We start from the raw sequence: 15,228 nt of genomic DNA, 5'->3' as shown, positions 1-15,228 counted from the left end.
ACCCGCTAGGCTGCGGCCGTGAGCACCTCATCCAATGAAGCGCGTCCCGCGCTGAACCTGCGCCTGTATGACACGGCCGCTCAGGGCGTCGTGCCCCTGGCGCCCACCGTCACGCCCGGTACGGTGGCGATCTACCTGTGTGGTGCCACGGTTCAGGGCTCCCCGCACATCGGCCACATGCGCAGCGCCATCGCCTTCGACGTGCTGCGCCGCTGGTTGACCCACTGCGGGCAGAACGTCGTGCTGATCCGCAACGTGACGGATATCGACGACAAGATCCTCACCAAGTCCGCGGCCGCCGACCCGCCCGTGCCCTGGTGGGCGTGGGCCCAGCGTCACGAGCGCGAGTTCGACGGCGCCTACCGGGCCCTCGGCGTGCAGCCCCCCACCTACGAGCCGCGCGCCACCGGCCACATCCCCGAGATGATCGACCTGGTGCAGCGGCTGCTCGACGCCGGACACGCCTACACCGGGCAGCCCGGCAACGTCTACTTCGACGTGCGCTCCCTGCCCGACTACGGGTCGCTGACCAACCAGAGCGTCGACGACCTGGCCACCACCGAGGACGATTCCCAGATCGACGCGGAGGTGGAGGCGGACAAGCGCGACCCGCGCGACTTCGCCCTGTGGAAGGCCGCCAAGCCCACCGAGCCGGCCGACGCCGCCTGGGACGCCCCCTGGGGCAGGGGTCGGCCCGGCTGGCACCTGGAGTGCTCGGCCATGTCCCGCCGCTACCTGGGGGAGACCTTCGACATCCACGGCGGCGGCATCGACCTGCGCTTCCCGCACCACGAGAATGAGCAGGCCCAGTCCCACGGGGCCGGCTGGGGCTTCGCCCGCCACTGGGTGCACAACGCCTGGGTCACCATCAAGGGCGAGAAGATGAGCAAGTCACTGGGCAACTCGCTGGTGGTCTCCGAACTGCTCAATCGCTACGACCCGGCGGTGTTGCGCCTGGCGCTGGGCACCGTCCACCACCGCTCCACGGTGGAGTTCTCCGAGGAGACTCTCGCCGACGCCGCCTCCCTGTGGGAGCGGCTGTCCGGGGCTATCATGCGCGCCCTGGAGATCACCGCGCCCGCCGACGGCGGCCCGAACCCGGTCGACGCCCCCGCCGCGGCCGTGCGCGCGCGGGACCTGCCCGTGCAGTACGCCGCCGCCATGGACGACGATCTCAACCTGGCCGGAGCCATGGCCGTCGTCCACGCCAGTCTCAAGGCTCTCAACACGGCCCTGGCCGCGCCCAACCCCGACCTCGACACCGTCGCCCAGGCGGCCCTGGACCTGCGCGCCCAGTTGGACGTGCTCGGTCTCGACCCGCTCGCCGAGCCCTGGCGCGACCGCGTGCTCGGCGCGGGCGGCAGCACGGACGACGCCGCCATGCGCGCCCTGAACCAGCTGGTTACCGGGCTGCTGGAGCAGCGGGCGCAGGCCCGCGCCGCCAAGGACTGGGCGCGGGCGGACGCGCTGCGCGACGAGCTGTCCGCGGCCGGCGTCGTCGTCGAGGACAGTGCCGCCGGGGCCCGCTGGCACCTGGCCTGACCCGCCGCGTCGACCCCCGACGCATCACCACCGTCACCGCGGCCACCGGCCGCCAACCGCAGAACAGGAGGCCCGCGATGCCGGGAAATGACCAGCGCCACGGCGCCATACGCAAGCAGGGCAAGAAGACGGGCCCGCTCAAGGGCTCCGGCGGCGTGCGCCGCCGCGGCCTGGAGGGGCGCGGACCCACCCCCAAGGCCGAGGACCGCGTCGGCCACCCGAAGGCGCGCGCCAAGGCCCGGGCCGAGGCCCGCGCCGCCCAGCCCACCCGTTCCGGGCAACTGGAGGCCGCCCGGCAGCGCTTCAACGTGCCGCGGGACCACGAGATCGTCTGCGGCCGCAACGCGGTGGCGGAGGCGGCCCGCGCTCGCGTGCCCATCACCCGGGTGTTCATGGCGGCCTCCGCCCAATCCGATGACCGCCTGGGCGCCGTGGTGCGGCGGGCCGCCCTGGTCGGGGCACCGGTGGTGGAGGCCACCAAGTTCGACCTGGAGGCCCTCACCGAGGGCGCCGCCCACCAGGGGGTCGCCATTGAGGTGCCCGCCTACGAGTACGTGCTCGCCCGCGACCTGCTGGAGCGCGCCCGCGACGCCGGGCGCACCCCCCTGCTGGTGGCGCTCGACCAGGTCACCGACCCCCACAACCTGGGGGCGGTGCTGCGCTCGGCCGGGGCCTTCGGCGTCGACGGCGTGATCGTGCCCGAGCGCCGCTCCGCGGGCGTGAACGCCGCCGCCTGGAAGGTGTCCGCCGGCGCCGCCGCGCGGGTGCCGGTCGCCCGGGAGACGAACCTGGTGCGCGCCCTCGAGGCGCTCAAGCGGGAGGGCTGCTTCGTCGTCGGCCTGGACGGGCGGGCGGATACGCCGGTGGAGGAGTTGAATCTGGCCGACTCCCCGCTGGTGGTGGTAACCGGCGCGGAGGGCAGCGGACTGTCACGGCTCGTGCGCGAGACCTGCGACCTGCTGATCTCCATCCCGATCGCCGGGACGGTGGAGTCGCTCAACGCCGCGGTGGCCACCGGCATCGCCCTGTACGAGGTCGACCGGCTGCGCCGTCGGGCCGGGGCCGGCAAGTAACCGGCGGGGCTATCCGGCCGCCTGGTGACCCGGTCGGGTGGCCCGGCTTCCCCCGTCCAGGCAGCCCGGTGACCCCGGCCGGGGCTCCCCGGGCTGACCGGAAGGCTCTATGCTGACACAATGGTGGTGTCCCCGCCCGTCGCGTGGACGGGCCGGACGACGGTCGTCACCATCCGACTAGGAGGCCTTCATGGCTCAAGACCCCGCACAGCGCTGGAACCGCACCGAGGGCGTACTCGTCGTGCCCGGAACCCAGCCGGACGCGGTTGCCGCGCGCCTCGAGGCGGAGCGGGTGGTAGCCCGCCTCGAGTGGTACCCGGCGACCCCACACCTGCTCTCCCTCACACTGCTGGCCGACGCCGACGGGCGTGTGGCCGTCACCCCGCCGTCGCGCGGCGGCGTAACCGTCGGCATCCGCATCAGCGAGCTGGTTGAGTCCCTTGCGCGCGAGTTCTCCGGGGATGTCACCATCGGCCCGGCCTCATTCAACGCCCTGCCCGCCGACGTCGCCCTGCCGAGCGTGGCCTCGGAGGCGCCGGAGGGCTCCCGCACCGTGGTCGTCTCCCCACTGAGCGCCTACATGGTGCCGTTGCAGGCCACCCTGCTGGAGCGGCCGCTGGCCGTCACCTCCTTGCCCGCGCTCGACCGGCGCATCGTCATGTACTCCGGTGAGGGCAACCAACTGGGTGCCTTCGGCTGGGACAAGGAGTCCCTGCCGGCCCTGGTGTTGACCGTGGACGCCCGTGACATCGCGGTACGCGCCGTCACCACCGGCGAGAGCGAGGACGACGCCGTCTTCTCGTGGGGCATGACCTCGCAGTACGTGTGGGGCGGCGTGGCCGAGCCGGGCCCGGCCCTGCGCGCCCTGGTGGATGAAATGCTCACCGACTCCACCGACGTCTCGCTCGTGGCCGCGGCCGTGCCCGGGGCGGATGCGGAGGCGGTGGCGGAGGCCTTCTCCACCCCCGGTATCGACGGCCTGGTGGCCCTGATCGATGCGCTCGGCCTGCCCGACTGGGTGGCGTCGGTGCTGACCGGCCGGCTGGCGCCCGCGGAGGCGCCCGGCGCCGTGGTGCACGAGCCGCGCGGCCTGTCCAATGCCGTGGGGCGTTCGGTCGGGCTCATGCTGCAGGACCCGGAGGCGCCCGGTTCGGCCTTCTGGCAGACCTACATTCGTGTGGTCACCGAGCGGCCCTGGCTCATGCGGGCCGGCGTTGCCCTGGAGGCCGGGATCGGCGGGGCGCTGATCGGGACGGCGGTGCACCGCCGCGACCGCACCGGGGTGGCACACCGCGGCCTGCTGGCCACGGGTGTGGTGCTGCTGGTCGACGCGGTCGCCGAGGCCTCCCTCGCCTCTTGGACCCGACACCGGGAGTTGCGGCGTCGTGCGGACCAGGAGATGGCGCTGGTAGCCGAGGAGCTCGGGGCCTGACTAGGCGATCAAAAGGGCGGAATGTCAGAAGGGCGGAATCTCGTCTAGCAGTGGGGCCAGACCGAGGTCGTGCAGGGCATCCGAGTAGGCAGTGGTCTCGAAAGCGCCTACGGGCTGGCCGGGGCGGGGACCGCGGCTGGTGATCCGCGGGCGCTCGCCGGCACGAGTGGCGTCTCGTGCACTGAGGTCGAGGCCGTGTTGGAGACGACTCAGGACGGCGTCGTCGACGGCCTCGGTGAGGCGCGCGGGGATCTTTTGGGCGGGGACAAGCAGTTGGCGAGGCCCGATCCTGTGGGCCAGAAGGGTGATGCTCCCGTCCAGGCTGCGCCGGTAGCGAGCGCCGGTGGGAGTACACCAGGTCAGATCACCGGAGTCGGTGCGGCTGAGGCTCCACCCGGGCGTGTGCTTGAGCCGGTGGTGGGCCTGGCACAGGCTGGTGAGATTACTCAGGCTGGTCGCCCCGCCCTCGGCCCAGGGTTGAATGTGGTCCGTGTCGCAACGGGCGGCGGGGATGGTGCAGCCCGGGAACGTGCAGGAGCCGTCCCTTGCCTGCACGAGTTCGCGCAGGGCGACCGGGGGCCGGTAGTGGGTGCGACCCACGTCTAGTACCGTCCCCGAGACCGGGTCGGTGATCAGCCTGCGCCAGACCCCACCGGCTGCGAGGGCGCGGGCGGTGGCGGCGGGCACCGGCACCGTGCTGACCCCTATGGTCACCTCGGCCGCAGGACCCGCGCCCGCGGCCGTCCCGGCGTAGGGGAGACGGTGACCGCCCACAACCGCGGCGGGCGCACTGCTCCCGTCGTGCGTAGGTGGGTTTGGGGGGCCTGCGGTTGGCACACTGCTATCGCCGCACGCAGGTGAGTCTGAGCGACCCGCGGCGGGCACACTGCTTCCGTCGGCCGGGGACGTTTCGGGCACACTTCGCCCGTCGGATGCGAAGGATCGCCCGACGACGGCGCCCGTGGGCCGCCCTGGCGTATCGCCGGCGGTGGGAGGGCCGTACCCGGTTGGCGGGCCATCCTCCATGGCGCCGGCGCCGTCGGGGAGCAGGTGCTCCAAGGGGACGGTGACGTCAACATTGATGGTGATCCCCGGCGGTGGGAAGACCGCCTCTACCCCGGAGGGTGTCCACCAGGGGAGGGAGGGGCAACCAGGCTGCTCAACCCGGCCAACAAACCCTCCAGCGGGACCCCGTCGGGCAGCAGCTGTCCGCTGGCCGGTGCAGGCGGCGGGGCACCGGCGTCGACGCTGGTCGGTACAGTTGCTGGGGCGGCGTCGTCGACGTTTGCAGGTGCGGTGAAAGACGGCCGACAGGCGGCGTACTGGCTGGCTTGCAGGGTGCGCAGCGTCATGCCGGTGATGGCGTCGGCCCGTAGCTGCGCCGGGGAACGCTCATCCCCGGCAGCCCGGGCGGAGGCGGCGATGGCGTCCAGAGTCGCATCCAGTAGGAACGCGTCCAGGCTCGGCAGCAGGAGCCGCATTTCATGAACGCCCTCGCCCGCCTGGCGGGGCCGCGTAACGTGCCTGCGCGCCAGGTTGCGCTTACGGCGGCTGCCGGCGCCGTCGGGGTCTAAAGCGGCCAGGGCGCGGTCGATGTCCTTGGCCAGCTGCGACGTCGTCCTGCGGGGTGCGCGAGGCAGGACCTGCTCCTGTACGGCCCTGGCCACCCTCGCGTCGGCACCCTCCAGGCGCCGAACAATCAGGGCGGTTTTGCTCGCATCCAGCAGGCCGCCCCGGTGCAGGGTCTCGGTGGCCGCGAACTCGGGTTGTAGCAGAGCCTCGCCCCGATCCAATATCTGACAGGCGCTCTGGCGGGTGGTGCCGAGTCGGCAGGCGATCTCCCCGCCGGTGGTGAAACGTCGCTCCTCCTCCGTCACCAGGCATTCGAGTCGCCCGTCCGGACCCCAGGGAGCTGCGCCGCGGTTCATCTCCGGTGTGCGTGCAAGGCAGGCGGCCGCCGCGCTTTCGCACCACGACGCCCAGGAGACCAGCCGGTGGCACGCCGCCACCAGTTCGCTGAGCACTTGCCCGCCCAGCGCGGCCAGGCGGTCGATGCCGGTGCCCTCGCCCCAGTCCACGCCCTGCTGTGCGGAGGTCTGCGCCAGGGCGCGGTCGGCCGGGCTCGTGATGGTGTTGAACAGTGCGCCGGTGTCGGGAGTCCCCAGTATTTCTGCCAGCTCGGCGATGCTTACAGCATCCGCGGCGTTTGCGGCGTTTGCGGTGCTTGCAGCAGCCACCGCGCTTGCGTTTGCTGCGGTCTTCCCGGCGGCGGAGCCGGCCGCCTCACCGTTGGGGTTGGCGGGTACCAGTATGCCGGCCAACAGGCCCTCAACCAGGCTCGCCAGACCTGCGCCTGCGGGTACTTCCGCCAGGTGCTCGATCAGCGCCGTGGGCTCCCGCACGACTCCGGGCACGGCCGTGGAATCGTGCTCGGCCCCGGGCCCGGCCGCTGCTTCCCCGTATGAAGCGGCGCAGGCAACGGTCGCCGTCGATCCCCTCACGGAGCCGGGCAGCCCCGCCCGATCCGTCGGGGAGGCCCCGCCGGATCGCCGCTCAGCACCGTTGCCTTCGTACATGTGTCCACGGTATCGCGGGCCACCGACATTAATTCCGCGCCCTTAACCCGGGGCGCCTGCTGCCCCGAGTCGGCGTCGCCGGGCTACCGCCGATTCCGCCCCCTTAACCCGGGGCGCGGTGCGTTCCGGGCTGCGGCGAGCGGATCCCTAGACTGCGAACCATGAACGACATGGTTGGGCCCGGGCTTGAGATCGGCGTGCTCGGACACCGCGAGGGAGCCACTGCTGCCGCGGCCACGGCGCCAGATGATGCGGCCTACGGCGCGCTGATCGGCGAGGCGGCGATCCGGGGGCTGAACCTGGTGCCCCCGGCCGACTGTGCGGGCCTGACTATTGAGGAGGGCCGGTGGGACCTGCCGCCCGGCGCAGCCGACGACTTCGTCGATGACGGCGCTGTCGGCTGGTTCCAGGTCGGGGTGTCGCGGAAGCTGACCCCCGCCACCATCAGCCTGATATGCGAATGCGCCTGCGCCGCCTGCCGGGACGTCGGACCGTTCACGTTCCAGGGGCTGGCGCTGACGCTCCCCTCGGAGCGGGTCGTCCACGACCATTCCCTCGCCACCTACATAGCCGAGCGGCTGCCGATGCACGGCCCGGCCGCCATGCGTCCGGTGACGATCACCGTGGCGGCGGGGGAGAGGACGCCTGCCGCTGCAATCGACGCTGTTATCGCCGCCGCCGACGGCCTGCTGGCCCTGGTCTCCGATGCCGCGGGCTGGGAGTTGCGCCACGAGATGGTGGGATCGCCGGACGTATCGGTGGGAAGAGCGTGTATGAGCATGCGAGTGCCGTACTGGTCACACACCATGGCGGCCTTCCTGTGCGCACTGGCGCTGGCGGCCGACGACGTCGACGTGCTGGCGGGGGTGCGCGTGCAACTCAGAGGCCGTCCTACGCCGTGAGCAGCCCGGCGGCTGCACGGTGCCCTTCACCGCGCAACACTTCGGGCCCGGGATTGCGTTCCACGACCTTGGTGCTATGGCACGACCTCCGTGAACATTCCACGACCACCCCGGGGTCGTGAAACGCACCCCAAGGTCGTGGATCATGACCGGGGGTCGTGGAAAGACCTCGGCGGACCGTGGTTGTGTGTAGCCGGTTCAACGGCTTCGGGCGGGCGATGCCCCAGTGGCCAGCAGGCCTTCCGCGAATGATGGGGTGATCGGCAGGCGGCCGATCAGCATTGCCTGGAGTGCGTGGTAGATGTCGGGCTTGCCCGACCAGGTGATTGAGCTCGGGCGGTTATTGGCGTCGAGCTCTTCGCGCCACTGGCCGGGTGCCTCGATCAAATAGTCGCGGGCCCAGGCGGCGTAGGCGTCGACGTCGTGGTCGTAGGAGGGATCCCCGGTGGTCTCACGCAGCGTCTCCGCCGCGCCGATCGCCTCGCACAGCACCCAGTACATGCGTTCATGCACCACCGGGCGTCCAGCGAAGTCCACCGTGTAGACGAAACCGCGTTCGCCGTCTACGCCCCATCCCTCCTGCAGTGCCTGCCGGTACATGCGCCCTGGGATGGTGTCCAGCAACGGGTCAAAGCCGATGCCTTCGGCGGTGCAGGCGGTGCGCACCTGAATCATCAGCCGCGACCACTCCAGCCAGTGCCCGACTGTGGAGCCGTAGGGGCGGAAGGCGTCGGCGGGGCGGTCCCGGTTGTAGTCGAGGACGGCGTTCCAGCCGACGTCGAAGTGCTCGGGCAGGCGGAAGTCATGGGTAGCGAACTCGCGCGCGATCCGGTCGGTGATGCGCGCCGCTCGCCGCAGGTGAGTGGTGTCGTGAGTGGCGGAGTAGGCCGCCAACAGTGCCTCAACCGTGTGCATGTTCGCGTTCGCCCCACGGTAGGAGGCGACGGCGAGGCTGTGACGGTCCCGAGCATCCACCACCATCCCGACGGCCTCGTCCCACCACAGTCGGTCGAAGGTGAGCAGGGCGGCATCGAGCAGTGCCTGCGCGCGTGATACGCCGGCCATGAGTGCGGAGGCGGCAGCCAGGATGACGAAGCTGTGCTCGTAGGAGACCAGGTTTCCTGGGCGCGGGGTCCCGTCGATATCAACTGCGGAGAGCCAGGCTCCGGCGACGGTGTCGTGCAGCGGGCCGTCCAGTAGGCGGGCGACGCCGTGTTCTGCCAGAGCGGCGCAGTCCGGGTCGCCCATGAGCTGTCCGAGAGCGAAGCAGTGGGTCATGCGGCCGGTGATCCATAGCTGTACGCCGTGCGTGGCGTCGATGCTGCCGACGTCGTCGAGCCAGCCGAACCCATGCTCGGTGCGGGAGCGCTTGCCGAAGGCGAGCAGGCTCCAGGCTTCGGAATCGAAGAATTGGCGGGTCATGAGCGTGGTCATCGAGTCCTCCTTGACTCGGGTGCCTACTCGGTCGAGAGCCGAGGGTTCAGTAAGGCGTATCCGGGGTGAGCACCTGTACCGAGTGGGCGCTCAAGGCGGCGCTGAGCTCGGTGTTGGGCTGTTCGTTGGTGATCAGGTAGTCGGCAATCGCAAGGTCGCCAATCGCGGCGAACAGACGCCGACCAAGCTTGGTCGAATCGGCAAGAATGGCTACCCGACGGGCGCGGGCGGCCATTTGCGCAAGCATGGCGGCCTCGTCCAAGTTGGAAGTGGAGAAGCCGTCGGTGTCGACGGCGCCCACACCGATGAGGGCGAGGTCGACGTGGATGTCGTTCTCCACTCCGGAGATGGCGGAGGCGAAGGCGACCGGGCCGATGGTTACGCGGCCAGACAGACGCACATGCCCGCCGATGACGTATACGTCGCGGCACGCCTCCGGGTTGATCTCCACCGGCAGTGCGAGGTTGTTGGTCGCGATGATGAGTTCCCGCTTGTTCGACAGGTGGTGTACCAGGGACAGTGCGGTGGTTCCCCCGTTGATGAACAGGACGTTGCCGTCCTGCACGAGCTCCGCGGCGATCCGGCCGATACGATCCTTCTGGGACGCCTGCAAACGGGCGCGGTCGCTCAGGTTCGTATCGTGCCAGGGGACGGCGGAGTTGGACATCGCTCCGCCGTGCATACGGATGAGCAGGCCGTCGGCGTCAAGCTGGTCTAGATCTCTACGGATGGTGTCGGCCGAAACGCCGAAGTGGTCCGCCAGGGCCGTCACCGTCACCTGACCCAGTCGGTTCACATAGCCGGCGATTTCGGCCTTCCGCCCTCCAGGGAGGCGGGGTGCGGCGTCGTTCATGGCGCCAGTCTAGGCATTCTTCATGCGTCTTCAAGCCGAACGTTACTTGATTGTTGCCAATCGAGCGCAGACAACCGCAAAAAGTCGCACTATGCTCGTTCATGGACATCAGGAAGTGGATGAAACCAGCATGATGTCGCAACTCGTGTCAATGATGATGGAGTAACAATGCTGATGCGTATGCGTAGGCGCGAATTCGGGCAGATGACGGCCGTAGTGGCCGCTCTGGCGGCGATGGGTCTGGCCGGATGTGGCGGATCGGGAAGTAGTGGAGGCGGCGATGGGGAGGTGACCTTGGAGTTCACCCAGTGGTGGGAACCCGAACTGCCGGACGGGGCCCTGCGCGCCCTCATGGACCAGTTCGAGCAGGCCAACCCCGGGATCAAGGTCGAGCTGCTCTCCGGGCCCTATGCCTCGACCAAGGAGCAGCTGGTTGCCGGTGCCGCGGCGCAGACCATGCCGGATGTGGTCGGCTTGGACGGTGCATGGGTGAGCGACTTCGCGAAGCAGGGTGCCATAGCGGACCTGACGGCCCTGATGGCCGAGCAGGGCTACGACGACTCCGAGCTCGCCAGCCAGATTCAGATCGACGGCGCCACCTACATGATCCCGGTGGTCAACTTCGTCTACCCCATGTTCACCAATATGGATCTGCTTGAACAGGCCGGCGTCTCGGCAATCCCCTCCACGCGTGAGGAGTTCGAGTCCGCGGCCGCGGCCATTGCGGACACGGGTGAGGACGTCTCCGGCTGGGCGCTGCCGCTCTCGCTGGAGGCGCCGAACGGCATTCAGAATGACGTGATGTCCTGGGTCTGGGCCTCCGGTGGATCGATGCTCACCGAGGACGGCAAGCCGAACCTCCAGGGCAACGCGGACGTCAAGAGCGCCTGCGAGTTCATCAAGAGTCTGTGGGACGACGGCGTCATCTCGCCGGGCGCTTTCACCATGAAGGAGCAGGACAAGGTCGAGGACTTCACCAATGCGCGGGTCGGCATGATGATCGACTCCCTCGCGCACGTGAATACCATCCGCGAGGGCAACCCGGACCTGGAATTCGGCATTGCCGCACTGCCCGCCGTGAGTGGCTACTCCGGCCAGCGCGGCATGCCCTACGCCTCTTGGGGCATCGGTGTCTCCGGTACCACCGAGCATCCGGCGGAGGCGTGGAAGCTGGTGGAGTTCCTCATGTCGGCCGACACCAATGCGGTGCTCGCCGACGACGCTAAGGCCTTCCCCGGAAACAGTACGGCCACGCCCGACTATGTCGAGGATGATGAGCTGTTCAAGCAGGCCTTCGAGATCTGGAGCTCGGGCACGCCTGCCAATGAGTTCACCGGTCTGCCGGTTTCCGAGACGCTCATGCGCAAGTTCGATGAGCAGTTCCAGAGCTACCTCAGCGGCGATATCGACGTCGACACCATGCTCGCCAACGCCCAGCAGGCGTGGGACGAGGAGTTCTGAGGTTGGCCCATGAGTGTCGCCGATGCCGCAAATGCGTCTCGGAGGCGGCGGGTGAGGGCGCCGTCCCGTGGGCGGCGCCTGACCCAGGCACTTGTGCCCTACGCATACCTGTCACCGACCTTAATCCTGTTGATGGTGCTGATGGTGATTCCGATCGTCATGGTGGTCGGATACTCGCTGATGGATGCTGTCATCGCCGCTAGGGAGTCCCACTTCATCGGGCTGGGCAATTACGTCGAGATCCTCACCAGCAGCAAGTTCCGTACGGCGCTGGCCAACACGTTCTGGTTCGTGGCCATCAGCGTGGTGGCGCATATGCTGTTGGGTCTCGGATTTGCCATGCTGCTCAATTCCGAGTCGGTATCCGCTGTCACCAGGACCGTCTTCCGCACCCTGTTCGTACTCCCGTGGCTACTGACCGTTGCGATCATCGCCATCCTGTGGCGACTGCTGCTCAATCCCAACGGCGTAGTCAACGCGATCCTGCCTGGTCTGGGCGTCGTTAGCGGACAGCACGAGTGGCTCGCCGATCCGGATATCGCCCTGGCCGCGGTCACCTTCATCAACATTTGGTCCGGGTACCCGTTCTTCATGATCTCGATCCTTGCCGGTCTTCAGGGCATCCCGAAGGATCTGTACGAGGCGGCGGAGGTCGACGGCGCCGGCCCGATCCGGAGGTTCTGGTCAATCACCCTCCCACAGCTGCGGCCGATCATTATCTCCATGGCCCTGCTCGACGTCATCTGGACCTCGCAGCAGTTCGCGCTCATCTGGATGACCACCGGCGGAGGGCCGCTTGACCGGACGGAGGTGCTGTCCACTTTCACCTATAAGTTGGCGTTCTCCGAGTACGACTTCTCGGGGGCGTCCGCCAGTGCGGTGATCGTGCTGGTCCTGTCGATGATCCTTGCCTTCTTCTACGTGCGTAGCCAACAGGTGAGGGAGTAGTGGCATGGGTGCTATGACTGCTAAACGGCGTCGACGGCTGTTGGCCAAGGCGGGTGTATGGGTGGGGCTGCTCCTGGGCGCCGGCTTCGCGGCCCTGCCGATCTTCTGGATGCTGGTGTCCTCCTTCAAACCGAATGCGAAGATCTTCGCCACGCCTCCGCGGATCATTGAAGAGGGCTCCTCCTGGGCGGCCTACATCTCCATCTTCCATGATTCGGAGAAGATCCGCTTCTTCATCAACAGTTACTTCGTGGCGCTGTCGGTGACGGTGTTGACGCTCATCGTCGCGATCCTCGCCGCCTACGCCTTCAGCCGTTTCGAGTTCCCCGGGAAGAGGATCTTGAACGTACTGGTCATATCGGTGCAGGCGGTGCCGCCGATCACCCTGCTGATCCCGTTTTTCGGGCTCATGGTGACGCTGAGGCTGTACAACACCTACCAGGGTCTGATCCTGACCTACATGGTGTTCACGCTGCCCTACGCCATCATCATGCTCACCGGCTACTTCAACACCCTCCCGCGCGAGCTCGATGAGGCCGCGAAGGTGGATGGAACCAGCTCCCTCGGTGCACTGTGGCGGGTGCTGGTCCCAATTTCCATCCCGGGAATCGTCTCGGTGGGTATCTACACTTTCATGATCGCCTGGAATGAGTATCTGTTCGCGTTGACACTCACGCGCACGAATGACATGCGCACCGTGCCCATCGGTATTCAGCTCCTCATGGGGCAGCACTCCTACGAGTGGAACGAGATGATGGCGATGTCCGTACTCGGATCGATTCCCGTGGTGCTCCTCTTCATCTTCTTCCAGCGTTACTTCATCGGAGGGATGACCGCTGGATCCGTCAAGAACTGAACTTGACGACAACACAGAAAGGTACAATAGAAATGTTGGTTACAGGCAGCGACATCCTGGACGTCGCCAATAAACACGGTTTCGCAGTCCCGGCGTTCAATATCTCCAGCTACTCTATGCTGCGCGCGGTGGTGGACGTCTGTGAGGACAAGCGTTCCCCGCATATCATCGCCATTCACCCGGACGAGCTGAGCCACATCCGCCCGGCGATGCTGACCTCCATCATCCGGATTGCCCATGAGTCCCCGGTGCCGACGGCGATCCACCTTGACCATGGCGCGTCTTATGAGCAGGTGCTGCTGGCCATCCAGTCGGGCTTTACCTCGGTGATGATTGACAAGTCCTTCGCACCCTTCGAGGAGAACATTGCCGAGACCGTGCGCGTGGTTAACGCCGCCCACGCCGTCGGGCTGTCCGTGGAGGCCGAGTTGGGCACCATCGGCGTGTCCGACAAGTACGGGGAGACCGGCACGGAGGAGATCCTGTACACCGACCCTGACGATGCGGCGCGCTTCATCGACGCCACCGGTGCGGATTCTCTCGCCATCGCGATCGGCACCAGGCACGGGCTGTACCCCGCCGCGGCCAAGCCCGCGCTGCGCCTGGACTTGCTGGGTGAGATCAAGTCGCGTCTGGGCATTCCCCTAGTGCTGCATGGCGGGTCGAACAACTCCGACACCGAGATTGCCGGGGCCGTCCACGGCGGCATCAACAAGATCAACATCTCTTCCGACATCAAGGCCGCCTACTTCAACAAGATGCGCGAGGTGCTCCAGGACGTGCACCTGCGCGAGCCTAACGTGATCGAGCCTCCGTGCGAGGCGGCACTGCGGGAGTGTGCGGCGCAGAAGATCGATCTGTTCGTATCCGCGGGCAAGGCGGACTTGTTCTGATGAGGACTCGGCGCTCTGGGCGTCACCAGGATTGAGAAGGGGGAACGAGATGACGGAGCGGATCGTTCTCGGGCTCGGCGGGACCGTCGACTACGAGCTGGGCTGGGATGCGGATGCATTCCAGGAGCTTGTCGACAGGCACGACATTCGAATAGCCGAGCTCGAGGACCCTCCGTCGGCCAGCGCCTTCGGCGAGCGGGAGATACTGCTGACGGTGCTGCGTTCCATGTGGCAGGGGGTGGGCTGCGAGTGCTACGCGGCAGACAAACGAGCGCTAATCGCCTTCGCTGACCATTTCGCCTACGAGGTCACCCTGGGCGGCACGTGCGTTCGCGCGGCGCTGGCCATGGAACGGATCGGCGTAGCCTCGACGGTGCACCTGGTCTCCATTAACGACGACGTCCGTCGGCTCCTGCCGGATGCGGTGGCGCGGGTGTGCAGCGCCGAGGCGGACTCCTTGGATCCGCACGTGATTGTCCAGTACCCGGCCGGCGCGGCGGTGCGCCTGGTCGATGGGGAGCTGACCGCGCACCGCCCCAATCGGGTGATCCTGGTCAACGATGCGCCCAACGAGGATCTGCGGCTGAGCAAGGAGTTGCCTCGGTTGCTCGCCGAGGCCCGGGTAGTCCTGATCTCGGGCTTCAACACCATGAAGTCGGCATCCGAGTTGCGCGCTCGACTGGGCGAACTCGAGGACGCGTTGGCCGAGACGCCACCAGACGCCGTCGTCGTCTACGAGGACGCGGGTTTTCACAACGACGCCATGCGTGAGGTGGTCCTGGAGGCAATTCCGCACCTGGTGGATCTTCACTCGCTCAACGAGGATGAGGCGCGTCACTATCTCGGACGTGCCATAGATCTGGAGGACGGGGCACAGGTAGCGGCGATGATGACCGACCTGTACCGGCGACTCGGGGCGCCGACTGTCATGGTGCATACCAGCCGCTACGCCGCTGTGGTGGGGGAGCGGGCGGCCCTGTTCCGCGAGGCCGCTGAGGCGGGTTGCCTACTGGCATCCACTCGCTTCCTACACGGGGACCGCTACGGCGTTGAGGAGTACACGGAGGTGGCGCGGGCACCTCGGGATGAGGTCGGGGCGGGCTTGGCCGACGCCCCGGAGGTGGCCGCCGCGAGCGTAATGATCGCTCCTGGCTTCGCGGTGCGCACCGCCTCTCCGACGACAATCGGGCTGGGCGACACCTTTATTGGTGGCGTGGTGGCGCATCTGGCCGAGAAGGGCGGCCCACAAGCGTCGTGA

The 15,228-nt window shown here is 68.0% G+C and carries 13 protein-coding genes; 9 read left to right on the top strand and 4 right to left on the bottom strand.

The genetic code is table 11. The features are described 5' to 3' along the window. Positions 1-18: 18 nt before the first annotated feature. The 3 genes from cysS (at position 19) to BN1056_RS03250 (ending at position 4,047) form a co-directional block, all read left to right on the top strand. Positions 19-1,542: a cysteine--tRNA ligase gene (cysS, locus tag BN1056_RS03260; protein ID WP_210579023.1), complete on the top strand. Its 1,524-nt coding sequence runs from the start codon at positions 19-21 to the stop codon at positions 1,540-1,542. Positions 1,543-1,619: 77 nt separating this feature from the next. Beyond that, the gene (gene rlmB, locus BN1056_RS03255) at positions 1,620-2,615 is read left to right on the top strand and encodes a 23S rRNA (guanosine(2251)-2'-O)-methyltransferase RlmB (RefSeq protein WP_210579020.1); all 996 of its coding nucleotides are present in this window, start codon (positions 1,620-1,622) and stop codon (positions 2,613-2,615) included. A gap of 190 nt (positions 2,616-2,805) precedes the next feature. Then, the gene (locus tag BN1056_RS03250; RefSeq protein ID WP_210579018.1) at positions 2,806-4,047 is read left to right on the top strand and encodes a hypothetical protein; all 1,242 of its coding nucleotides are present in this window, start codon (positions 2,806-2,808) and stop codon (positions 4,045-4,047) included. Positions 4,048-4,071: 24 nt separating this feature from the next. On the opposite strand, the gene BN1056_RS14580 is transcribed toward BN1056_RS03250, so the two are convergent. Both BN1056_RS14580 and BN1056_RS14575 read right to left on the bottom strand, forming a co-directional pair. Beyond that, positions 4,072-4,734, bottom strand: coding sequence for an HNH endonuclease signature motif containing protein (locus tag BN1056_RS14580; RefSeq protein WP_244671481.1), 663 nt, complete (start codon positions 4,732-4,734; stop codon positions 4,072-4,074). Positions 4,735-5,159: 425 nt separating this feature from the next. Next, the gene (locus BN1056_RS14575; RefSeq protein WP_244671480.1) at positions 5,160-6,623 is read right to left on the bottom strand and encodes a DUF222 domain-containing protein; all 1,464 of its coding nucleotides are present in this window, start codon (positions 6,621-6,623) and stop codon (positions 5,160-5,162) included. Between the two features lie 161 nt (positions 6,624-6,784). Here BN1056_RS14575 and BN1056_RS03240 point away from each other — a divergent pair, with 161 nt between their 5' ends. Next, complete coding sequence (locus BN1056_RS03240) at positions 6,785-7,525, top strand: hypothetical protein (protein WP_210579015.1); 741 nt, start codon at positions 6,785-6,787, stop codon at positions 7,523-7,525. Between the two features lie 198 nt (positions 7,526-7,723). Here BN1056_RS03240 and BN1056_RS03235 read toward each other — a convergent pair whose 3' ends face one another. Further along, positions 7,724-8,959, bottom strand: a complete 1,236-nt coding sequence (locus tag BN1056_RS03235) for an AGE family epimerase/isomerase (protein ID WP_210579013.1) — start codon at positions 8,957-8,959, stop codon at positions 7,724-7,726. A gap of 46 nt (positions 8,960-9,005) precedes the next feature. Beyond that, on the bottom strand, positions 9,006-9,812 hold the full coding sequence (locus tag BN1056_RS03230) for a DeoR/GlpR family DNA-binding transcription regulator (protein ID WP_210579011.1): 807 nt from the start codon (positions 9,810-9,812) through the stop codon (positions 9,006-9,008). 168 nt (positions 9,813-9,980) lie between these two features. Here BN1056_RS03230 and BN1056_RS03225 point away from each other — a divergent pair, with 168 nt between their 5' ends. The 5 genes from BN1056_RS03225 to BN1056_RS03205 are packed head-to-tail and all read left to right on the top strand — an operon-like array spanning position 9,981 to position 15,228. After that, the gene (locus BN1056_RS03225) at positions 9,981-11,273 is read left to right on the top strand and encodes an ABC transporter substrate-binding protein (protein ID WP_210579010.1); all 1,293 of its coding nucleotides are present in this window, start codon (positions 9,981-9,983) and stop codon (positions 11,271-11,273) included. A 9-nt stretch (positions 11,274-11,282) separates the two neighbouring features. After that, positions 11,283-12,221, top strand: coding sequence for a carbohydrate ABC transporter permease (locus tag BN1056_RS03220; protein WP_210579008.1), 939 nt, complete (start codon positions 11,283-11,285; stop codon positions 12,219-12,221). Between the two features lie 4 nt (positions 12,222-12,225). Continuing rightward, positions 12,226-13,077, top strand: a complete 852-nt coding sequence (locus BN1056_RS03215; protein ID WP_244671479.1) for a carbohydrate ABC transporter permease — start codon at positions 12,226-12,228, stop codon at positions 13,075-13,077. Positions 13,078-13,109: 32 nt separating this feature from the next. Next, the gene (locus tag BN1056_RS03210) at positions 13,110-13,970 is read left to right on the top strand and encodes a ketose-bisphosphate aldolase (protein WP_210579006.1); all 861 of its coding nucleotides are present in this window, start codon (positions 13,110-13,112) and stop codon (positions 13,968-13,970) included. Positions 13,971-14,019: 49 nt separating this feature from the next. Continuing rightward, on the top strand, positions 14,020-15,228 hold the full coding sequence (locus BN1056_RS03205) for an ADP-dependent glucokinase/phosphofructokinase (protein WP_210579004.1): 1,209 nt from the start codon (positions 14,020-14,022) through the stop codon (positions 15,226-15,228).

Origin of the sequence: Actinomyces succiniciruminis (genome assembly GCF_900002405.1) — a bacterium.
Classification (GTDB): Bacteria; Actinomycetota; Actinomycetes; order Actinomycetales; family Actinomycetaceae; genus Actinomyces; species Actinomyces succiniciruminis.
This window is presented reverse-complemented; position numbering and strand designations above follow the sequence as displayed.